We start from the raw sequence: 20,987 nt of genomic DNA on the forward strand, positions 1-20,987 counted from the left end.
CAGAGGCAGCAGAAACAGCGTTTTTTCCGCCCAACTCGGCCTTCAGCGGCGGGGCTTGAAGCCCCCTGGCGGCAGGTGCGCCGCGCTTCACGGTGCGGGGGGGGTGGGGGCGGGGCGGGCTTCGACCGTCAGGCGCACGCTCACCGTTTCCAGGGCCTGGGCGCCGGCCGGCACCGAGAGCCGCACGGGCACGGTGTAGGTGCCGGCGCGGTAGGTCACGGTGCCCGAAACCTCGCGCAGGCGCGCGAGCAGTTCGGGGGCCGCCACCACGCGCACGGTGCTGGGCTGCAGGCTGACCGCCACCACGCGCAGGGTGCGCGGCGGGGTGTTCAGCACCACCGGCACGGTCTTAACCGGCAACTCGCCGGTGTCCAGGCGGCGCACCGTGACGGTGGAGGGCCGCACCGTGACCCCAGACACGGGCCGTCCGCTGCGGTCCAGGGCGATCAGGGCCACCTCCTGCTCGCCGCCCGCCGCCAGCGCTGCCGGACTGGTGACCAGCCGGGCTACCGCGCCCAGCACGCGCCCGGCGCCGGTCACGCTGGCCTCGGTGGGGGAGACCACGTAGCGCGGCACGCTGGATTCGGGGGGCGAGGTCACGCTGAGGGTCACCGGCAGGGTGCGCTGCACCTGGGTGTCCACGAAGCCCTGCACCCGGGTGGGGGTCAGGCGCTGCACGGCTGTGCCGGTGGGTGGGGTCACGGTTACGGGCTGGGTGAAGCTGCCCTCGGGAATCCCGGTCACGTCCACCACGGCCTCCACACTGCCCGGGTCCAGTTCGCGCAGGCGCTCCGGGCGCCCGGAGAGAATCACCCGCACCGAGGCTGGGCTGAGGTTGCTGGTGGCGCGCTTTTCCTCGCCGCTGCCGGTGGTGTCGCGCACGGTGACCGGCACGTCAAAGCCCTGGGTCACGTTGGCGCGGCGGTCGGCGGTGGCCACGAACCACAGGGTCAGCGACACGCCCAGCGCCAGCAGCTTGGGCCCCAGGTTGTGGGTAAAGCGCGCCCAGGCGTAGCGCGGGCTGAGCCAGCGCCGCAGCCGGGCCAGCCGGGGCGCGCTCACCGGGCCTCCGGGGCTGTGGGGGCAGCGCCCTCCAGGTCGGGCAAGCGGTCGTAGACCAGTGCGCGCAGCTGCTCGCGCAGTTCGGTGCCGTTCAGGTCCGGGCCCAGGCGCCCGCCCAGCGCAAGTCGCATGCTGCCGCGTTCCTCGCTGACCACCAGCACCACGGCGTCGGTGAGTTCCGACAGGCCAATGGCGGCGCGGTGGCGGGTGCCGTAGCGGCGGTAGGTGCCGTCGCTGCTCTGCAGCGGAAACAGGCAGCCAGCCGCAATGACGCGCGAACCCTGCACGATCACACCGCCGTCGTGCAGCGGGGCGTTGCGGGCGAACAGGGCTTCCAGAAACGGCACGCTCACCAGGGCGTCCAGCGGCACCCCGGTGGCGGCGTACTCGCCCAGCGGGGTGCGGCGCTCAATGGCGATCAGGGCGCCGGTTTTGCGCTCGGCAAGGCGCTCCATGGCGCGCGCGAGGTCCTGCAGCGCCGCGCCGCCGGCCCCGGCCCCGGCGCCCCGGGGGCGGCCCACCCGTTCCAGGGCCGCGCGCAGTTCGGGCTGAAACAGCACGATCAGGGCGAAGATGCCCACCGTGCCCGCCCGCCCCAGCAGGTAGCCCAGGGTGGTGAGGTTCAGCAGTTGCGCCGCCACCCACACCCCGGCGAACACCAGAATGCCGCGCACCACGTTCACCGCCCGCGTGCCCGCCACCAGCAGATACCCCTGGTAGATCAGAAACGCAACCAGGGCGATGTCCAGGATGTCCCGGACACTTACCTGACCAAGCGGGGTGGACAGCAACGGAAGGGGGCGCTCCTTTCAGGACAAAGGGGGGCGGAAAAAGGCCGGGCGTTTGCGCGCCCACTATACGGCCTGAAGCGGGGCCGGGCCGGGGGCACCGGAGGGCTGCGGGCCGTATGCGCGCCCTCATGGAGACTTGCTCAAGGTCTCCCGCCCCCGGCTTCATGCTGAAATGACGGCCACAGGAGGTCACCCATGAAGATTCGCTTTCTTGGCCACAGCGCCTTTTTGCTGGAAACCCCCGAGCACCGTCTGCTGCTGGACCCCTTCCTGAGCGGCAACCCCCAGGCCAGCCTGAGTGTGGAAGAGGCCCTGGCCCTGAAGCCCAGCGCCGTGCTGATCAGCCACGCGCACGGCGACCACTGGGGCGACGCCCTGGCCTTTGCCAAGGGAGGGGTGCCGCTGATCGCCACCGCTGAAATTGGGGGGTACGCCATGAAACACGGCGCTGCCAACGCGGTCGCCATGAACATTGGCGGCACCTACCGCGCCGACTGGGGCAGCGTGTACCTGACCCCGGCGTGGCACAGTTCCTCCTTTCCAGACGGCACCTACGGCGGGATGCCCACCGGGCTGGTGATCGAACTGGGCGGGCAGCGCGTCTACTTTGCCGGTGACACCAGCCTCTTTTCCGACATGCGCCTGATTGGCGACCGCGAACTGGACGCCGCGCTGCTGCCCATTGGCGACCATTTCACGATGGGACCGGAAGAAGCGGCGCGCGCCCTGGAACTGCTGCGCCCCCGGGTGGCCGTTCCCATGCACTACGGCACCTTTCCGGTGCTGAGGGGCGACCCGGCCGTGTTCGCCCGCGAGGGGCAGGCACGCGGCGCCGAGGTGCGGGTGTTGGCACCGGGCGAAGACACCGAGTTGTAAGGGCACCAATAAGGGCACGAAGAGGTTGGGGGAGGCAGCCAAGTTGCCTCCCCCGTTCTTCCTGCCTACCCCTCGCGGCCCACCGGCTGCCGGACGTCCACATCGGCTTCTCCGGGCACCCGGGTCTGGTTGGGGGTGGGATCGGGGAATTCGGGGTTGGCCTTGCGGCCCGCGTCGTGCGGCCACACCCGGGCGTCCACATGGACTTCGGTGGGGGGGCGCAGCTTGAGGCGGGTGGTGCGTGCGGGCAGGCCCATCGCAATGCCGTGCGGCGGAATGTCGCCGCGCAGCAGGGCGTGCGTGGCCAGCATGGCGTCGTCGCTGACCACGCTGCCCGCCAGCACCGTGGAGTGGTAGGTGATGCGTGCGCCCCGGCCGATCACCGTCTTGCGCAGGGTCACGTCGGGGCCGTCCAGCACGCTGTGGGTGTGGCTGTAAATGTTCACGTAGTCGCTGACCGAGGCGCCATCGTGCAGCTCAATGCCGCCAATGTCGTCCAGCAGCACATGGCGGTGAACGACCACATCGTGGCCCACCTCCATGTTGTAGCCCACGCTGAATTCCACGTTCTGCCAGCATTTGAAGTTGCGCCCCACCCGCTTGAAGATGTGGCCCGCCAGCGCCCGGCGAATCGGAATGCCCAGCACGGGGTTCTGGCCCACCGGGGTCTGGTCCAGCGATTTCCACAGCCACAGCAGGGGCTTGACCCGGGCAAACTGCTCGGCGTCGGTGGCCATGTAGTATTCGGCCTCGAAGGTGATGTTGCGCGCGTCCAGGTTCAGGGCGGCCAGCGGGGCGTCGGCGCACAGCTGCGCGTAAGAGCGGCCATACATCGTTTGCGCCAGAATGTCGCGGGTCAGGTCATACCGGTCGGTGGCCGGGTCCGAGAGACGCGCGTCCAGGTCGCGCACGAATTCACCGAACGTCGCCTGCGCGTCCGGTCCGATTTCCACTGGCTTGAGCCACGTCACCTGCCCACTCTACTCCCTGCAGTGAAAAACAAAGTGGTGGCGTGCCGGGGGAAGTCCAGACGAGTGGTGCGGCGCTCAGGGGAGCCGAAGGCGAGGAGCGAGCGGACTCGCAGAGCGGCAGCGCAGGCGCGGAGGCGAGAACACACGGAACGACGGCGATGGGAAAGCATGCCCACTCTGTTTTGGCATCACAGTGGTCTCCCGTTCCGCCCAGGGGAGGACAGCACCCCCCTCAACGCCACGCCAACAACTGGTTGTCGCGGTGACTCGCGCCGCTCGTTCCACATGACCTCAAGGGTTCACCTTCAGGTTATGTGGTTGCCGCTATCAGAGAAGTCCCGTCTGACGGTCAGGGGGGCCCGGGGGCACAACGCAGGGCGCGGCCCTCACCTATGAAGGGAAGGCCGCGCCCGCTGCTGTGGGGGCTTACCGCCGGCCGTAGCCGCCGCCGCCCATTTCTGGCGTGCTGGTGCTGCGGGCGTCGCCCCGGCCCGCGTCGCCGCGCCCGGTGCTCTGGGTGGGGGCGGTGGCGCCAAAGCCCTGCACGGGCGCGCTGCCGTAGCCGGCGGGCATGCTGGCCGCGCCGCCCGCCTGCCCAATCGTGGGGTCATTCGCCAGCCGGGCAAACTCCTTGGCGTCCACTGCGCGCTCCACGCCAGTGTCAAACGAAATCACGCGGCGGCGGTACAGGTTGGCCAGAAAGGCGTCCATGGTGACCATGCCCTCGCGCGCCCCGGTCTGCATGACGCTGGTGATCTGGAAGGTCTTGCCCTCGCGGATCAGCGCGCGCACGGCGGGGTTGGCGATCAGGAGTTCATAGGCCAGGATGCGGCCCTGGCCGTCCAGACGCGGCAGCAGCTGCTGGGTCATGACCGCCACGAGGTTGTTTGCCAGCTGCACGCGAATCTGCTCCTGCTGCTCTTCGGGGAACACGTCCACGATACGGTCAATGGATTCCGGCGCGCTGTTCGTGTGCAGCGTGCCCATCACGAGGTGCCCGGTTTCGGCGGCGGTCACGGCGGCCTTGATCGTCTCGTAGTCACGCATTTCGCCCACCAGAATCACGTCGGGGGCCTGACGCAGCACGGCGCGCAGGGCGTCGTTGAAGCTCATGGTGTCGGCGCCCACCTCGCGTTGGTTGATGATGGACTGCTTGTGCGTGTGCATGAACTCGATGGGGTCTTCGATGGTCATGATGTGCAGCCGCTTGGTGGTGTTGATGTGGTCAATCATGGCCGCCAGGGTCGTGGACTTGCCCGAACCCGTGGGCCCGGTCACCAGCACCAGCCCGCGCGGGGCGTTCGAGATGTCCACCACGCTTTGCGGCAGCCCCATTTCCTGGGCGCTCTTGATCTTGGTGGGAATCAGGCGCAGCACGCCGCCCACGTTGCCGCGCTGCATAAAGGCGTTCACGCGGAAGCGCGCCTTTTCCCCCAGGGCAAACGAGAAGTCCAGTTCGCGCCGCTCTTCAAAGGTGCGCTGCTGCTTTTCGTTCATCATGGAGTACATCAGCTTGCGGGTGTCGGTGGGGCCCAGTTCGGAAAAGCCCTGGGCGTCGTACACCCCCTGCAGCTTGAACTGCGGCGAGAGCCCAACGGTGATGATCACGTCGGACGCGCCCTTGTCGGCGGCGAAACGCAGAATATCGGTGATGTCGGCGGGCTGGGTCATGGGAGGCTACCTCGGGGCAGGGAGAGGGGGCGGGCGCAGGGGGGCTCGGGCTTACTTGCTGGTCACCGCCAGCACTTCTTCGAGGGTGGTAATGCCGGCCAGGGCCTTTTCGATGCCGTCCTGGCGCAGCGTTTTCATGCCGCTTTGGTTGATGGCGACCTCGGTGATTTCGGTGGCGTTCTTGCCCGCGCCAATGGCCACGCGCAGGGGCTCGTCAATCACCATCAGTTCGTGGATGCCCATGCGGCCCTTGTAGCCGGTGCCGCCGCAGCGGTTGCAGCCGGCGCCGCGCATCAGCTGGGCGCCTTTGAGGTCGCGCTCGGTGATCCCGAGGCGGCGCAGCACGTCGGGGTCGGCGTTGGTGGGGGCCTTGCAGTCGTTGCAGACCTTGCGCACGAGGCGCTGGGCCACCACGCCCACCACCGCCGCGCCGATGTTGAAATGCTCCACGCCCATTTCTTCCAGGCGCACGATGGCGCCCGGGGCGTCGTTGGTGTGCAGCGTGGCCAGCACGAGGTGGCCGGTCAGGGCGGCTTCCACGGCGATCTTGGCCGTTTCGGCGTCACGGATTTCCCCCACGAAGATGATGTCGGGGTCCTGGCGCAAGAAGGCGCGCAGCGCGCGGGCAAAGGTCATGCCCGCCACCGGGTTCACCTGCGACTGGATGATGCCGGGAATCTCGTATTCCACCGGGTCTTCAATGGTGGTGGTGTTCTTCTCGGGCACCGCGATGCGCTTGAGGGTGGAAAACGAGGTAAAGGATTTCCCCGACCCCGTGGGCCCCGTGACCAGGAAGATGCCGTTGGGCTTGTGAATGGTGTCCAGGTAGCGCTGGTAATTGTGCTCGGAAAAGCCCAGCTGCTCGACCTCGGGAATGTTGCTGGCCTTTTGTAGCAGACGCATCACGGCCTTTTCCCCGTACACGGTGGGCAGGGTGCTGAGGCGCAGGTCCAGGTCAATAGAGCCCTTCTTGAATCGGATGCGGCCGTCCTGGGGCACGCGGCGCTCACTGATGTCCAGGCTGCCCAGAATCTTGATGCGCGCCAGGATGCTCTGGGCACTGCCCTTGGGCAGCGCGTTCTGCTCGCGCAGCACGCCGTCCACGCGGTAGCGCACGCGCAGGGCCGATTCGGTGGGCTCGATGTGAATGTCACTGGCTTCCTGCAGCGCCGCCTCGCGGATGATGTTGTCCACCACGCGCACCACCGCGTTGTCGTCCAGGCCCGCCGAGATGTCCACGTCGTCGGCGCGCTTGCTCTCTTTCTCGCGCTTGTTGCTCTCCTGCACCAGTTTCTGGTTCAGGTCGGCCATGTCCTTGTTGCCGAAGTAGCGCTCGATCAGGCGGATGATGTCCTTTTCCGCCATCACGGCCGGCACGATCTCGCGCCCCGTGATCAGCTTCAGGTCGTCCAGCGCAAACACGTTGCGCGGGTCTTTCATGGCGATCACCAGCGACTCGCCCTGCAGCCGGATGGGCACCACGCCGTAGCGCCGCGCGGTGGCTTCGGGGATCATCAGGGCCACCTTGGCGTCGGGTGGGTTCTGGACCGGGTCCAGGAACTCGTAGCCCAGCTGCGCGGCCAGTGAGCGCGCCAGCATTTCCGGGCTCAGCTTGCCGGACTGCACCAGGGTGTCTTCCAGGCGCCCGCCTCCGGCGTTCTGCTTTTGCAGGGCGTTGTCAATCTCGTCGGCGCCCGCAAAGCCCAGCTCCACGATCACCTCGCCCAGCGCCTTGACGCGGCCCTCTCTGGCCTGCACCTGCAGGGCCTCGCGCAGCTGCGCGCGTGACAGCGTGCCCTGCTGCACCATCTGCTCGCCCAGGCGCCCGCGCTGCGGGTAAAAGCGCTCAATCAGCAGTTCCACGTCTGCCGGCTTGGCCAGAATCAGGTTCACGGGCCGGCCAATCAGGGCTTCGAGGTCGTCGCGCTTGCGCGGGTCACTCGTCACCACGGTCACGCCGGTGTCGGTCTCGTCTACCGGCACGGCGGTCAGGCGCAGGGCGTCGGCGCGCAGCATGGCCCCCAGCACGTCCTCGCTGGGCTGGAAGTCGCGGGGGTTGCGCAGGAACACGGTGCCGGCCTGCTCGGCCAGCACCTCGTACAGCTGGTCTTCGGTGATGGCCTTCTGGGCAATCAGGGTGGCCCCCAGCGGCTCGCCGGTCTGCTGCTGGGCGTCCAGGGCCATCTGCAGCTGGGCGTCGGTGATCAGGCCGCGCGCAATCAGGCGCTGGCCCATCATGCCGCCGCCACTGCCGCCCTCGGCGTCGGCGGGCAGATCGGCCGACAGGTTCAGTTCGGGGTAGTTGGTGGCAATGGCCCACATGATCTGGTCGCGCAGGGCCTGATACGGCTCAATGTTCAGGCCGCTGTCGTCCTCCAGCGCCTCAATGGCGTAGCTGGACAGCGGGTCCACAATCGCCACGCGCAGGGTGCCGTTGTCCAGGGCAAAGGGAAAGGCCTGGACGTTCAGCGCCGTCTGGGCGCGCACGGCGCTCAGGGCCGCCGGGTCCGGCGTGACCACCAGCAGGTTCACCAGCGGAATCCCCAGCGCTTCTTCAATGGCGCGGGCAATGCGCTTTTCGCCCACCAGCCCCGAGTCAATCAGGATGTCGGCCAGGCGCCCACCCACCTCGGCGTGGCGCACCAGGGCCTTTTGCAGGTCCGAGTCGTTGACATACCCCTGCTCCAGCAGGATGGCGCCCAGGCGCCGGTCACCGATAGAAAGTGCCATTGTTCATCTCTCCTTATGGCGCCGTCAGGGCCGCCAGTCGTGGCCGTAGCGTTTGAGCACCGCGCGTTCCAGCCGTCTGGCCACGCGGGTATGCGGTAGGGAATTGCTGACCAGGGGCCGCACCAGAATGGTGTGCATGCCGCTGAGGTTGCCGCCCAGCACGTCGGTAAACACCTGATCGCCCACCATGCCCACCTGCTCGGGCCGCAGGTTTAGGGCGCCGATGGCGCGGCGAAAGGCGCGGGGATTGGGTTTGCCGGCCAGCCCCACCCCCTGAAAGCCCAGGTGCTCCAGCCAGTAGCCAGCGCGGCTGCCCGTGGCGTTGCTCAGCAGGTACAGCCGGATGCCGGCCAGTTTCAGGTCGCGCGCCCAGCGCATAACCCTGTCGGCCCCGTCTTTCTCGTAGCTGCCGTACGGCACCAGGGTGTTGTCCAGGTCCAGCAGCAGCCCGCGCAGGCCCCGCCGGGCCAGGAACTCGGGGGTGATCTCGGTGACGTGATCAATCACGTCCTGGGGGCGCAGCATGCTCATGCCTGGCCTCCCAGGGCCGGCTGCGGCTCCGGCTGGCCGATCACAGCCCACATGCGGCCAGTGCGCCCCGCGTCGCGGCGGTAGGAGTAAAAGTCGGCCTCGGTGGAGCAGCGGCCACTGACCCAGAGGTTGGCCTCCGGCACGCCAGCTTGACGCAGCACCTCGCCGTTCGCCCAGGCGAGGTCCAGGTGGGGGGTGCCGGCCCGGCGCGTCACGGCTCCGCCCAGGCCCGCCGCCTCAAAGTCAGCGGCCACGCCCTCGCCCACCGGGTAGGCGGCGGCGCCGATGCCGGGGCCTACGGCGGCGCGCAGGCGCTCCGGGCGGGCGCCCAGCGCGGTCATGGCGGCCACCGTGCGCGCCGCAATGCCGCCCAGGGTGCCCTTCCAGCCCGCGTGGGCCGCGCCCAGCACCCCGGCCTCCGGGTCTTCCAGCAGCAGCGGGTAGCAGTCGGCGGTGCCGATGGCCAGCAGGACCCCGGGGCGGTCGGTCACCAGCGCGTCGCCGGTCCAGTGGCCGCCGCTGCGGGCGTGGACCACCTCCACGCCGTGGACCTGCGTCAGGCGGGCCACCTGCGCCGGTTCAAAGCCCAGCGCCGCACACAGGCGCGAGCGATTTTCGGCCACATGGGCAGGGTCGTCCTCGCGGTCATCCAGGTTCAGGCCGGCGTAGGGCGGGCGCGACACGCCCCCAGCACGCGTACTGAACGCATGCGGCGCAGTGAGGTGCGGCGCGTGAAGAAGCATCAGGCGTTCAGTATCCCGCGTCATGTCTCACCAGATTCTGACGGGGGGGGTGGGGGGGTGGGTGAAGGCGAATGCGGGGGCCAGCGGGAGGAGGGACGGCGAAGGGCACGCCCCGCCCAGGTGCCCTTTTGCACCCGCTTCAGCGCGCCGCCCCCGGGGGCTGCTACAGTCCCCCGCATGACGGTCCAGATTGATCTCTCCGACAAAACGGCCCTGGTGATGGGCGTGGCCAACGCGCGCAGCCTGGGTTGGGCCATTGCCGAGCAGCTGCTCGCTGCGGGCTGCCGGGTGGGCTTCTCCTACCAGGGCGAGCGCCTGAAGGGCGAACTCGACAAGCTGCTGGCCGGCCGGGAGGGCGTGTGGAGCCAGCAGGCCGACGCCACGGTAGACGAGGATCTGGGCGTCCTGTTCGCCCGGGTCAAAGAGGAATTCGGGCACCTGGATTACCTCGTACATTCCATCGCCTTTGCGCCGCGCACGGCGATGGACGGCCGCTTTCTGGACACCACCCCCGAAGACTGGAACACGGCCCTGAACGTCAGCGCCTACACGCTGGTTTCTACCGCCCGCCACGCCGAAGGGCTGCTGCGCCCCGGCGCGAGCATCATCAGCCTTACCTACCACGCCTCGCAGCAGGTGGTGCCCAAGTACAACGTCATGGGCGTGGCCAAGGCCGCCCTGGAAGCCGCCACCCGTTACCTCGCCGCCGAGATGGGCGGCGGCGGCGTGCGCGTGAACACCATCAGCGCCGGGCCCATGCGCACCATTGCGGCGCGCTCTATTCCGGGCTTTGGCACCATGTACGAAAAAGCCGCCGCCAGCGCGCCTCTGGGCCGCAACGCCACCCCCGAAGAGGTGGGCAAGCTGGCCCTGTTCCTGCTGTCGGACCTGGGCAGCGGCGTGACCGGCCAGACGGTGTACGTGGACGCGGGCGCCAGCATCATGAGCATGAAACTGGAGCAGAACTGACGGGGGGCGCCCCCCCGGCCCCGCTATGCTGCGGCCCATGCCGCTGACCCCACACGCCCTGCTGCTGCTGCACGCCCAGCGCGCCTTTCTGGACGGCCGGGCCGACGAGCGCGCCCTGGCCCGCGCCTGGGCCCACCAGACCCTGGCCGCGCGGGCCCAGGGCTGGCTGGTGGCCGTGGTGCAGTGGGACGCGCCCCCCGGGGCCGACTGGACCACGCTCTCCAAACCCTGGACCCTGCACCCGGATTTCCGGGTGGAACACGGCGACCTGCTGGTGCGCGCCGGAACGCCCAACGCCTTTGCGGCTTCGGACCTGGGCGCCGCCCTGCACACCCGCGCGGTGCAGACCCTGCATCCCCTGGGCCTGCCGGACACCCCCGAATGGACCGCCACCGTGGCCGGTGCCCAGACCCAGGGCTTTGTGGTGGCGCCCCTGAAGCCACTATGAATTGGGAGACCCCATGAACCTGAACCACACGCTGGACCTGCTGGTGCGGCTGCTTGCCACCCCCAGCCCCACGGGCTTTACCGAGCAGGCCGTGGCCCTGCTGGACACCGAACTGCGCGCCCTGGGCGTGACCCCCGCCCGCACCCGCAAGGGCGCGCTGACCTGGGAGGTGCCGGGGACGGGCGAGGGCCACGTCACCTTCAGCGGCCATGTGGACACGCTGGGCGCCATGGTCAAGGAGATCAAGCCGTCCGGGCGCCTGCGGCTGTGGGCCCTGGGCGGTTACGACTGGGCCACCGTGGAAGGCGAGGACGTGCGGGTGCACACCCAGGACGGCCGCGAGCTGACCGGCACCGTGGTCAACGTGCGCCAGAGCACCCACGTCCACGGCGCCGCCCTGCGCGAGTTAAAGCGCGAGGCCGCCGTGATGGAGGTGCGCCTGGACGAGCGGGTGTTCAGTGCCGCCGATGTCCGGGCCCTGGGCGCCGCCGTGGGCGATTTCGTGAGCTTCGATGCCCGGCCCCGCGTGACCCCGGCCGGGTATATCAAGGCCCGCCATCTGGACAACAAGGCGGCGGTGGCGGTGTTCGTGGGCGTGACCCGGGACCTGCTGGCCCACCCGGCGCCGGTGACGGCGGCCTTTCACATCACCACCTATGAAGAGGTGGGCCACGGCGCCGCCACCGGCATTCCGCCCCACACCGACGAACTGATCGCCGTGGACATGGCGGCCGTGGGCGAGGGCCAGACGAGCAGCGAACACCATGTGACCCTGTGCGTGGCCGATGCCGGGGGGCCCTATGATCACGCGCTGGGCGGGCGCCTGCGGGCCGCAGCGGCACGCGCCGGGCTGGACCTGCGGGTGGACATCTACCCTTACTACGCCTCCGACGGCACGGCCGCGTGGCGCGCGGGGGGCGACTACCCGGTGGCCCTGATTGGCCCCGGCGTGGACGCCAGCCACGCCTACGAACGCACCCACACCGACGCCCTGCGCGCCACGGGGGAACTGATGCTGTCCTATCTGCGCTCAGGGCGTCCGGCGTAAAAGCTGGTCCAGCTCCGCCGCCCCCAGCGCCTCCTGGGGCAGGACGAAGCTGTTTTCGGCCAGCAGGTACGCGGTCACGTCCAGCACCTCCTGCGGGGTTAGGGTGCCGCGTGCCCCCTCGGGCATCAGGTCGCGGATCAGGTCGTGCAGCGCCCGGGGCGGCAAGGTGCCAAAACCCGCCTCAAAGCCCTCACCGCTCAGGGCCGGGCCGCCGGGCGTTCCTTCCAGGCGGTCTCCGTGGCACATCGCGCAGGCCAGCAGATACAGCGTCTCCCCCCGAAGGTGCTGCGCCGCGCGGGCGTCTGGGGCGGGCGCCGCAGCAGGCGCAGCAGCCAGCGCCGCACACAGCCCCGTCAGCAGCGGCAGAACAAGAAGGGCACGTCGGCGCACAGCGCTGACTCTAGCGCGGCAAAACCAGAACCAACCTGCGCAACCGGCACTTGACAGGCCCCCGGCCCCGCGTTAGGCAGTTTCACTGCCCACTGCCCACTGCCCATATACTTTCCCCCCTCGTCCCTGTAAGCTGGACGAGTGCTGTCGTTACAGAAAGCGGCGAACATCCTGGGGGCCTTCAGCGCCGAGCAACCGGAATGGGGCGTGCGGGCGCTGGCCGCGCACCTGAGCGTGCCCCGCGCCACCGCCCACGCCTATCTGGCGGGCCTGACCGAAGCGGGTTTCCTGCGCCGCACCCCGGCGGGCAAATACCGCCTGTCGTGGCATCTGGCCGAGATGGGCGCCCAGCTGACCGCCGCCCTGCCCTGGTTCCCAGAAGCCCGCGCCCTGATCACCCGGCTGGCGCTGGAGGTGCGCTCGGTGGCCTTCCTGTGCATTCTGGAAGGCGAGGAGATCGTGGCCGCCATCCGCGAGCGCCACCCCGACGCCGACATTGACCTGCCCCTGGACGTCTATCTGCCCGCCACGGCCACCGCCAGCGGCAAGATTCTGTACGCCCACGCCGACATTACGCCGCGCACGTTTGCCGCCTGCACGCCCAGTTCGATTACCTCGCTGGATGAGTGGCGCACCGAGGTCGCCAAGGTGCGCCGCTTGGGCTACGCCTATTCCATTGAAGAATGGGTGCCCGGCCAGTGCACGCTGGGGGTGCCGTACCACGCCCTCTCGCATCCCGGCGATCCCCACGGCGAGAGTGTGGTGGCCGCCATCGGCGTGCAGATGAGTGCCCAGCGCTACCTGCGCGAGGAGCGCCACATCCGTGAACGCGTGCTGAGTATCGTCCGCGAAGCCGAAGCGCTGCCGTAAGCTGGGCGGGCAGAGGCGGCAGAAGAGGATCTGCCTCATCTGCTCAAGGTTCGGAGAGTTGTAACCGTCCGTGTAGGTGGCCCGAGGAACGCGCTGGATGAGCCTCCTTGCGGGCGCTTCGCAGTGCTGCGCAGCCGAAGCGGGTGAGCGCTCCTATCGTCCCAGACGACGATGTTCTCATCTTGCCGCGCTTAAAGAGGGTCTGAAGCCTTTCTGTGGATGAGCGGGCAAGAGGGAAGCAGACCTACTTGCTCGCTCACCGGCTCAGCCCAGGGCCTTGACCTCGTTCTGCAGGGCTTCGAGCTCTGTGCGCAGCGCCGCTGCACGGTCGCGGGCGGCCTGCAGGCGTGTCTGCTCCTGCGCGGTAAAGCGGGTGTAGGGGCTGACCGCGTCGCGCAGCCGGGTGTCGGCCCGCTCCTGTTCGCGTTCGTATTCCCGGCGCACAATCCGCTCCAGGGCCTCGCGCAGGTCGGCCACCCGGGCACGCAGTTGCCGGTGGGCCTGAATGCGTTTGTTGGGCAGCACGAACAGCCCCAGGCTGCCCAGGGTCAGCCCCGCCAGAATGCCCCCCGTAAAGTCCAGCGCCGAGGCCCCGATCAGGGCCCCCACGCCCGCGCCCAGGCCCACCCCGCCGGCCAAGCCGCCAATCACCCCCTTCATCGCGTCCTCGGCGTCGCGCGCCAGTTCGCGGGCGAGGTGTTGCTCGGTGGTGGTTTCCAGGTGCTCGCGCGCGCTGCCCGCAATGCCTTCAAGCAGCGCGCCCCGGTCATAGGAAAAGCGGGTGCGGGCCACCTCGGCGCTGGGCTGGCGGCGAATCAGAAAGGCCTGCACGTCCTCCCAGAAATGCAGGTTGGCCTCCACGAAGCGGTCAATCATGGTGCCGAACTGCCGGTCAATGGCTTCGGGCAGATCGGCCACCGCCTCGCGCCGGAAGGCGTCTTCCAGTTCGCGGCTGTTCAGCAGCCCGCGCAGGTTGGAAAAGCGCAGGCGGTCGTCAATAAAGCGGTCGGCGCGCACCTCGAACTCGCTGAGCAGGCGCGCGACCCGGTTCAGTTGCCCGTCCAGTTCGCCCAGCATGCCCTCGCGGTGGGTGACCTGCTGGGCTTCCAGGTCGCGCAGCACCGCGAGGTCCCCCTCCAGGGTGCGCCGGGCCGCCTCGGCGCGCGTCTCTTCGCCAGACAGCAGCGCGGCGGCGGTGCCCAGGGGGCTTTGCAGCTTCAGGCGGGTGCGCTCGGTGTCGGAGAGGCGTACGCGCAGCACCTCGCGCAGGGCGTGGAAGCCCACGTCGCCGCCGCGCTGCTCGGCTCGGGCGCTCACCAGCAGCACGGGCGGGGTCAGGCCCAGCACGCCCCGCGCGCCGGTTTCCACGAACTCGCGCACCTGCGCCTTCTGCTCCGGGGTTTCAAGCAGGTCGGCCTTGTTGACCACCATGATCACCTGCCGCCCCCAGCGCGCCGCGAGGCTTAAAAACTGCCGTTCGGACTCGGTGAAGGGGCGGTCGGCACTGGTGAGAAACAGCAGCAGATCCGCCCGGGGCAAGAAGCCCTCTGTTAGCGTCTGGTGCTGGCGAATGATGGCGTTCGTGCCCGGCGTGTCCACCAGGGCCACGCCTTCTAGGCTGGGCAGCGGATGGGTCAGGCGGCTCACGAAGGGGTCGGCGGTGGGTTCCATCTGCCCGGGTTTCTCGCCGTGGACCAGCACGTAAATGCGGTCAGTGGTGGGGGTGACCCCTTCTGGCAAGACCGCCGCGCCCAGCAGGGCGTTGACGAAGGAACTCTTGCCCGCGTTGAATTCGCCAACCACCACCAGTAGGAAGGTTTCATCCAGCGCGCGCAGGGCCTGCCGCGCGTGCGCGACCACGTCTTCAGGAGCCCCCTGGCTCTCCACAAAGGCCTGAAGGTCCGCCAGCAGCTGCCTTTCGCGCGCCAGCAGGGTGTGCACAGAACCGGACACCAGCATGCCGCCCAGCCTACCTGCCTGGGCCAGGCAGCGGCCTTGATGAACTGTTGCCTGTTGGCCGCTGCGGCCCCTCCCCGAATGGGGGAAAGCCCCCCGTTCGGGGGCCCCCGAATGGGCAGAAAAGGCGCCCCGGTGTGGAAATTTGTGCGGCAACTGTCAGACCCGGGATGGCACTTTGGATGACAGCGAGGTCATCTATGACGACACCCCCCTGTTCTCCCCCCCGCCCCCAGCAGCAGGGCTTCACGCTGCTGGAGGCCTTGCTGGTGATGTCCATTGTGGGCATTCTGTTCGGCCTTGGCATGGTGAGTTTCCAGAACCTGCGTAATCCTGCACGGGATACGGCGCGCGCCGTGCACTCGGCCCTTTTTCAGCTGCGCGCCGATGCAGCGGCCAACACCCAGGCACGCCGGATGGTGCTGAACAGTGCGGGCGAATTGGAACTGCAGAGTGCCTTGAAGTGCGATGAAACAAATCAGAACGCCTGGACCCTGTATAGCAAGGTGGATCTGCCTGAGCGGCTGAACCGGCGTCCGGTGACCTTGAGTCGTGAAGGTGGGGCGCTGAGCCCCAACGTCATTGTGTGCTACAGCCCGCGTGGGTTGGCCACGGTCAATGGCCAGCTGAACATCGACGACACAAAGGCGCGCTACAGCGTGCAGGTCGCACTGAGTGGGGGGATCAAGACACGTGCGCAGTAACCATGAGGCTCAAGCTGGGTTCACCGTTATTGAATTGCTGATTGCCCTGGTGATTCTGGGGGTCGCCCTGTCCACAGTGATCAGTGCCATGCTGGCCAATACCAGCCTAAACACACGTGTCGAGCGGCAGGCCAATGCGGTGAGGGTGGGCGAACAGGTCATGGAAAGTTACCGGCAGCGGACGGACTACGCCGCGTTGCAAAAAAATGACCTGACCCAGACTGTTGTGATGAATGGTCAGACCTACACCGCTTATACCGACTTCTGCCCAGATGACCTTCCCGCTGTGACCAAGGCCAATCTGCCGTGCAACAGCACTTCTGTGTATATCCGGGTGGAGGTGAAATATGGAAACACTGTGCTGCACCGAGCCGAAACGTACTTTACCCAGTTTGGCAATGAATCCTGAGCGCGCGCAGGCTGGTTTTACCCTCACAGAATTACTGGTGGGCATGAGCCTGCTGGCAGTGGTCATGATGGTGGCGTTCTCGCTGTTTGACAGCAGTAACGATCTCGTCGAATCCGACACAGGCCGGATCATGGCCACCCAGAATGCCCAGACAGCCCTGGACATCATGAGCAACGACATGCGTCAGGCCGGCGAGAACCTGGCCAGCTTGCGCTTGCCGGTGTCAGGGATCGAGTTTGACAACGCGGCCCAGAGCTTGACCGTGCGCCGCGGTATTCCGCCTCTTACTGCGGCACAGGTGGGCGCAGCAACCGACATGATCAGTCAGCGACCCGCCCCCCTTGTGGTGTGTAAGGTGACGGCCAACCGTATTGAGGTTGTGGGGCCCTTGCCGGATAACACGACGCCAAGCCAGTGTCTTTATCAGGCCCATCCCTCCGGTGACGACAACCGGGTGCGCCCATGGCGGGTATTCTTCGCTTCTCAGAGCAATGCACCGCAAGCGGCGCTTCTGTACCGACCAGCCAGCGGCACCACACCTGCCGCCTTCGCCCCCGTGGTCGTCACGACCATTGGCACCATATCGAGCAACGCGGACGCCACCAAACGTGAATTGTGGTTGGACCTGCGTGACAGTGTCCCCGCTGGATTTTCCAGTTCCAACGGAAGTCAGTTGATTCTGATTGATCAGCGGCGGTACTGGGTACAAGACAGCGAACTGAAGCTGGCGGTGGCTGGCCAGACCAATGCCCAGGCCCAGACCGTTGCCTTTGATGTAGACAGCTTGGTCCTGAGCGCGACCCTGACCAACCCCACAGCCACGGTGACCAGCTTGGCCATTAATGGCCCCTGGAACCGCCTGCAGACGGTGGTGGCCACGCTCAAAGCGCGCAGTGGCCAGGGCCGAAATGCCGCCCGCACTTTCCAGGCCACCGTCTATCCCCGAAATGTTGCCAGTGAGGCCGCGCCATGAGCTTGCCGCCCACAAAGGAGACTGCATTTGTGAAGCCCACCCCTTCGTCACACCTGCCACGCGCGCAGGGGCAGCAGGGTTTCTCCCTGGTGCTGGCCCTAAGCCTGGTGGCCCTGTTGAGCGTCATGCTCATCACGTACTCCATGCTGACCGTGAACAACGCGCGCACGTCCAGCGCCACTTCACGTGGCAGCGCAGGCTTCTACGCCGCTGAGGCCGCCCTGAACGCCCGTGCTGACCGGGTCCGCACCCTATTCAAGAGTTTCCGGACCCCCCAGGGCACCCCGCCCAATCCGACCAACGCCTGCAAACCGGGCAACATGGGCAGTGATGACATGGCCTGCGAAGAGTCCACCATTGCCGGGCGGAAAGTGGTCAGCTACCTGTGGCGCAGCAAGGACCCTTATCCCATTGTGGTGGCCGCAGGTGAGCGCTTTGCCGGGTTGGCCGGGGAGGAAACCCCCTACACGGTGCGCAGCCAGGCCCTGAATGCGGCGGGTAACCCTGAAGCCATTGCCAACATGACCTTCCGCAGCCGCGTGATTCCCCTGTTCCAGTTCGCGGTGTTCTTTGACAAGGACATGGAGTTCGACAACACCGCCAAGCTGGAATTCACCGGGCCAATTCACTCGAACGGCAACATTTTTCTGGACTCGGGCGCCGGAAGCGACACGTCGCTGACGCTGAGGGGCCAGGTCACCTCGGCTTACGAGATCTACCGCCGCCAGAAGCGTGACAATGTCTGTCAGGGTGTGGTCCGTATTGCTGCGCAGAACACCAACTTGGTTGATCTGCCCTGCAACGCCGATGTGAATACGCCGTATGACAAGGCGTACTACCGCACCCGCTATGGCGGGACAGTGGAGCCGAATATTGGTGAGCTGGACGTGCCGTCCATCTCTGCCCTGCAGCCCACCGCCTCGGCGGAGTACTGGCAGAAGGCTGACGTGCGCATTGTGCTTAAGCGCCTGGACGGCGTCAACACCAACAATGGCACCAGTTGGGAGCCTCAGTTTGTCAACAGCACTGGTCAGAGGCTTAATCCGGTTGGGTGTACGCAACTGGGCACGGCCCCAATCACGCTGCCTACCAACCCAGCTTTGGGAAGCGCTGTCAGCTACACCCAGAGCTTCCGTGACACCCGTGAGGCCCGCTATTGGGATGCTCAACCCGCTCCTGGACCGACCCGCTCAACCAAGACGCTGCTGGAAATTGACGTGAAGCGGTTGATGGACTGTATCGAGTCGCCGACGAACGCTTCCATCCTCAACATCTCGGGCGGGCTACAGAACAGCACCGAAGGCGGTCTGGTCATCTATATGACCTTCGATGACCGTGGGGGAAGCACGGTCGCCACCAGTCTGCTGAGCGTGCCGCTGACGAACGGCAGCAACGGGGCGATTGCCCAGGCCAACCAGCCCGTGGCCAACAACTACGGCGTGCGCCTGCGCAACGGCGACCTTATCCAGGCCACCTCTGGAAACAAGCCCAAAGGCGTCACCTTCGTGACGGATCAGGCGGTCTACGTGATGGGCGACTTTAACAGTTCGTCGCCAACCAGCAGCAACTGGGTCCCCACGGCTATTCTGGCGGACAGTTTCAATGTGCTGTCGAAGAACTGGCTAACAACCCCTGCCAATGGACGGTTTCTGTCTGCCACTGAGCTCGCGAAGAACCCATCGGTTTCGGCGTACGTTAGTCCAGATGCTTACTGGAAAACCAGTGCGGGCTGGCAAAGCGCTGCGAATGGTTGCGCTAATTCATTACCCTCTGGAGCAACCCCGTTGTATTACGGCACAGAGCAGATTGGAACGCGTACATACTGCCTGTACCGCGACGCTGATATGAATGCTCGATTCGCTACTACAGACAGACCAAACGCAGTGTATACAGGCAATCCCAAGGTAACGTCTGCTCAGCTTTCGGCCCCTCCCACCAGCAACTTCGTGGGGGATGAGAAATCAAGACTGGACCTGAATGCGCGCCTGGCCGACGACACCACCATCAACGCCGCCATCCTGGCCGGAACCGCGACAACAGTGGCTGAACGGCAGATCTACGACAACCTTGCGTCCAACCTGCAGAGCGGTGGCGTCCACAACATGATGCGTTTCCATGAAGAGTGGGGCGCCAACGGTGGGCACCCCAATGGCATTCAGCCCTACAACTACCGTGGCTCCCTCGTCAGCCTGGATAAGCCGCTGCACGCCGTCGGGTCTTTCCAGGTGGGCCAGCCCACATACAACCCGCCGCTGCGTCAATGGAGCTTTGAGGAAAACTTCCGTCAAGTTGCCAAGTTGCCCCCCCTCACGCCCCGCTTCGTGTACATCAAGCAGGAAAACTTTACCCGCGATTTCGAGCAGTAGGCGGCGCATCAAAAAGGCGGAGGCTCTATGCCTCCGCCTTGTGCTGCACCTTAGCCCTGCCGCCCTTCCTCATCATCAAAATACTCAAAGCGGAAGGTGCCGATTTCCACCGTGTCCCCTTCGCGGGCGCCAGCGCGCTTGAGGGCGTTGTACAGGCCCTGGCGCTTGAAGACAGCGCCCAGGTACTCGGCGGCCTCTTCCATGTAGCGCGAGAAACGCACGATGCGTTCCTCGAAGCCGCCCCCATGAATCTCCCAAACCCGTTCAGGCTGCCCGGTGGTCACGATGCCCGCCCCACGCGCAGGCGGATCCTCGCGGAAGACCACCCGCAGCGGCTCCTCGGCCACCGTGTCCGGCTCAATGTCCAGGGCGTGCGTCTGGGCCCAGAGCTCGCGGTCAGGCAGCATCTGGAACAGGGCCTCGCGCAGCTCCGGCAGGCCCTGGCCGCCCTTGGCGCTCACCCGGATCACGGGCAGCCCAAACTGGGCCAGTTCGTCTTCCACCATCACGGCGAGGTCCTCGTCGGTCAGTTCCACCTTGTTCAGGGCCACCAGGGCCACCTGTTCCAGCAGCGTGGGGTCGTAGGCCTGCAGCTCGGCCTGCAACTGGCGCAGTTCGCCCACCGGATCGCGGGTCACGTCCAGCACATACACCAGCACGCGCGTGCGGCTGATATGGCGCAGGAATTCCAGGCCCAGCCCCTTGCCCTCGCTGGCACCCTCGATGATGCCGGGGATATCGGCCAGGGTGAAGCGCTCGTCCAGCGGCTGGCCGTGCCCGTCCAGGCGGTCCACCACGCCCAGGATGGGGGAGAGGGTGGTAAAGGGATAATCGGCAATCGCCGGGTTCGCCCGCGAGAGGGCCGCCAGCAGGCTGCTCTTGCCCGCGTTGGGGTAGCCCACCAGCCCCACATCGGCAATCAGGCGCAGTTCCAGGCGCACGCGGCGTTTCTGGCCCGGGGTGCCCAGTTCGGCAAAGCGAGGGGCCTGCCGGGTGCTGCTGGCGAAGGTGCTGTTGCCGCGCCCGCCAGAGCCGCCGCGCGCAATCACCTTTTCCTGCCCCACCCGCACGAGGTCGGCAATCACGCGCCCGGTGTCCTCGTCAAAGGCGGTGGTGCCCACCGGCACGTCAATGTAAATGTCCTCGCCGTCGGCCCCCTGGCGCAGGCGGCCTTCGCCGTAGGCGCCGTTGGGCGCCTTGAACTTGCGCTTGCCCACCAGCCGCTCCAGGCTCTCGACGCCTTCAATGGCGCGCAGGATGACGCTGCCCCCCCGGCCGCCGTGGCCGCCGTCGGGGCCACCCTTTTCCATGTACTTGGCGCGGTGGAAGGACATGCTGCCGTCCCCGCCGTTGCCGGCGGCCACCTCAATTTTCAGAACATCTCGGAACGCCACAATCACTCCTTTACGCGCGTCCGGCACGCGCCGGCAACGCGAACGCAGCCTGACCACACGCAGGGCCACACCCAGGCGGGCGGGC

Annotated in this window: 19 protein-coding genes; 9 read left to right on the top strand and 10 right to left on the bottom strand. The window is 67.2% G+C overall.

Annotation, left to right across the window (positions count from 1 at the left end; translation table 11 throughout):
* Positions 1–87: 87 nt before the first annotated feature.
* Positions 88–1,062, bottom strand: coding sequence for a CdaR family protein (locus K7W41_RS11240; protein ID WP_224608207.1), 975 nt, complete (start codon positions 1,060–1,062; stop codon positions 88–90).
* A complete protein-coding gene (gene cdaA, locus K7W41_RS11245) occupies positions 1,059–1,850 on the bottom strand; it encodes a diadenylate cyclase CdaA (protein WP_224608589.1) in 792 nt (263 codons plus the stop codon). The genes K7W41_RS11240 and cdaA overlap by 4 nt, the downstream gene beginning before the upstream one ends.
* 198 nt (positions 1,851–2,048) lie before the next feature.
* Between cdaA and K7W41_RS11250 the strand changes: the two genes are divergently transcribed.
* Positions 2,049–2,729 (top strand): metal-dependent hydrolase, encoded by a 681-nt coding sequence (locus K7W41_RS11250; protein ID WP_224608210.1) that lies wholly within the window; start codon positions 2,049–2,051, stop codon positions 2,727–2,729.
* 65 nt (positions 2,730–2,794) lie between these two features.
* On the opposite strand, the gene K7W41_RS11255 is transcribed toward K7W41_RS11250, so the two are convergent.
* From K7W41_RS11255 to pgeF, 5 genes are all read right to left on the bottom strand, one after another.
* The gene (locus tag K7W41_RS11255) at positions 2,795–3,700 is read right to left on the bottom strand and encodes an acyltransferase (RefSeq protein ID WP_224608213.1); all 906 of its coding nucleotides are present in this window, start codon (positions 3,698–3,700) and stop codon (positions 2,795–2,797) included.
* Positions 3,701–4,126: 426 nt separating this feature from the next.
* On the bottom strand, positions 4,127–5,371 hold the full coding sequence (locus tag K7W41_RS11260; protein ID WP_224608215.1) for a type IV pilus twitching motility protein PilT: 1,245 nt from the start codon (positions 5,369–5,371) through the stop codon (positions 4,127–4,129).
* A gap of 51 nt (positions 5,372–5,422) precedes the next feature.
* A complete protein-coding gene (locus tag K7W41_RS11265) occupies positions 5,423–8,101 on the bottom strand; it encodes an ATPase, T2SS/T4P/T4SS family (RefSeq protein WP_224608217.1) in 2,679 nt (892 codons plus the stop codon).
* A 24-nt stretch (positions 8,102–8,125) separates the two neighbouring features.
* On the bottom strand, positions 8,126–8,632 hold the full coding sequence (locus tag K7W41_RS11270) for a YqeG family HAD IIIA-type phosphatase (RefSeq protein WP_224608219.1): 507 nt from the start codon (positions 8,630–8,632) through the stop codon (positions 8,126–8,128).
* Positions 8,629–9,399 (bottom strand): peptidoglycan editing factor PgeF, encoded by a 771-nt coding sequence (pgeF, locus tag K7W41_RS11275; RefSeq protein ID WP_224608222.1) that lies wholly within the window; start codon positions 9,397–9,399, stop codon positions 8,629–8,631. The genes K7W41_RS11270 and pgeF overlap by 4 nt, the downstream gene beginning before the upstream one ends.
* A 153-nt stretch (positions 9,400–9,552) precedes the next feature.
* On the opposite strand from pgeF, the gene K7W41_RS11280 reads away from it, so the two are divergent.
* Genes K7W41_RS11280 through K7W41_RS11290 form a run of 3 tightly spaced genes read left to right on the top strand, consistent with a single transcriptional unit; the run spans position 9,553 to position 11,840 of the window.
* The gene (locus tag K7W41_RS11280) at positions 9,553–10,344 is read left to right on the top strand and encodes an enoyl-ACP reductase FabI (protein ID WP_224608225.1); all 792 of its coding nucleotides are present in this window, start codon (positions 9,553–9,555) and stop codon (positions 10,342–10,344) included.
* A 37-nt stretch (positions 10,345–10,381) separates the two neighbouring features.
* Entirely contained in the window at positions 10,382–10,792 is a 411-nt protein-coding gene (locus K7W41_RS11285) for a cysteine hydrolase family protein (protein ID WP_224608228.1), read from the top strand.
* A gap of 13 nt (positions 10,793–10,805) precedes the next feature.
* On the top strand, positions 10,806–11,840 hold the full coding sequence (locus tag K7W41_RS11290) for a M42 family metallopeptidase (protein WP_224608231.1): 1,035 nt from the start codon (positions 10,806–10,808) through the stop codon (positions 11,838–11,840).
* Here the strand turns inward: K7W41_RS11290 and K7W41_RS11295 are convergent.
* Complete coding sequence (locus tag K7W41_RS11295) at positions 11,823–12,230, bottom strand: c-type cytochrome (RefSeq protein WP_224608234.1); 408 nt, start codon at positions 12,228–12,230, stop codon at positions 11,823–11,825. The two genes, K7W41_RS11290 and K7W41_RS11295, sit on opposite strands and share 18 nt — an antisense overlap.
* Positions 12,231–12,371: 141 nt before the next feature.
* Between K7W41_RS11295 and K7W41_RS11300 the strand changes: the two genes are divergently transcribed.
* Positions 12,372–13,100 carry an IclR family transcriptional regulator gene (locus K7W41_RS11300; RefSeq protein WP_224608237.1) on the top strand — a complete coding sequence of 243 codons (729 nt, stop codon included), beginning with the start codon at positions 12,372–12,374 and terminating at the stop codon, positions 13,098–13,100.
* Positions 13,101–13,364: 264 nt separating this feature from the next.
* Here the strand turns inward: K7W41_RS11300 and K7W41_RS11305 are convergent, their stop codons facing one another.
* Positions 13,365–15,059, bottom strand: a complete 1,695-nt coding sequence (locus K7W41_RS11305) for a dynamin family protein (RefSeq protein ID WP_224608239.1) — start codon at positions 15,057–15,059, stop codon at positions 13,365–13,367.
* Positions 15,060–15,256: 197 nt separating this feature from the next.
* Here K7W41_RS11305 and K7W41_RS11310 point away from each other — a divergent pair, with 197 nt between their 5' ends.
* The 4 genes from K7W41_RS11310 to K7W41_RS11325 are packed head-to-tail and all read left to right on the top strand — an operon-like array spanning position 15,257 to position 19,508.
* Positions 15,257–15,760: a type II secretion system protein gene (locus tag K7W41_RS11310; protein ID WP_224608243.1), complete on the top strand. Its 504-nt coding sequence runs from the start codon at positions 15,257–15,259 to the stop codon at positions 15,758–15,760.
* Positions 15,750–16,169, top strand: coding sequence for a type II secretion system protein (locus tag K7W41_RS11315; protein WP_224608246.1), 420 nt, complete (start codon positions 15,750–15,752; stop codon positions 16,167–16,169). Before K7W41_RS11310 ends, K7W41_RS11315 begins: the two co-directional genes overlap by 11 nt.
* Complete coding sequence (locus K7W41_RS11320) at positions 16,108–17,142, top strand: PulJ/GspJ family protein (protein ID WP_224608249.1); 1,035 nt, start codon at positions 16,108–16,110, stop codon at positions 17,140–17,142. Before K7W41_RS11315 ends, K7W41_RS11320 begins: the two co-directional genes overlap by 62 nt.
* Positions 17,143–17,171: 29 nt before the next feature.
* Positions 17,172–19,508, top strand: a complete 2,337-nt coding sequence (locus K7W41_RS11325; RefSeq protein WP_224608253.1) for a hypothetical protein — start codon at positions 17,172–17,174, stop codon at positions 19,506–19,508.
* Positions 19,509–19,558: 50 nt separating this feature from the next.
* Here K7W41_RS11325 and obgE read toward each other — a convergent pair whose 3' ends face one another.
* Positions 19,559–20,902 (bottom strand): GTPase ObgE, encoded by a 1,344-nt coding sequence (obgE, locus tag K7W41_RS11330; RefSeq protein WP_224608255.1) that lies wholly within the window; start codon positions 20,900–20,902, stop codon positions 19,559–19,561.
* Positions 20,903–20,987: the final 85 nt, after the last annotated feature.

It is taken from the genome of Deinococcus multiflagellatus (genome assembly GCF_020166415.1).
Taxonomy (GTDB): domain Bacteria; phylum Deinococcota; class Deinococci; order Deinococcales; family Deinococcaceae; genus Deinococcus; species Deinococcus multiflagellatus.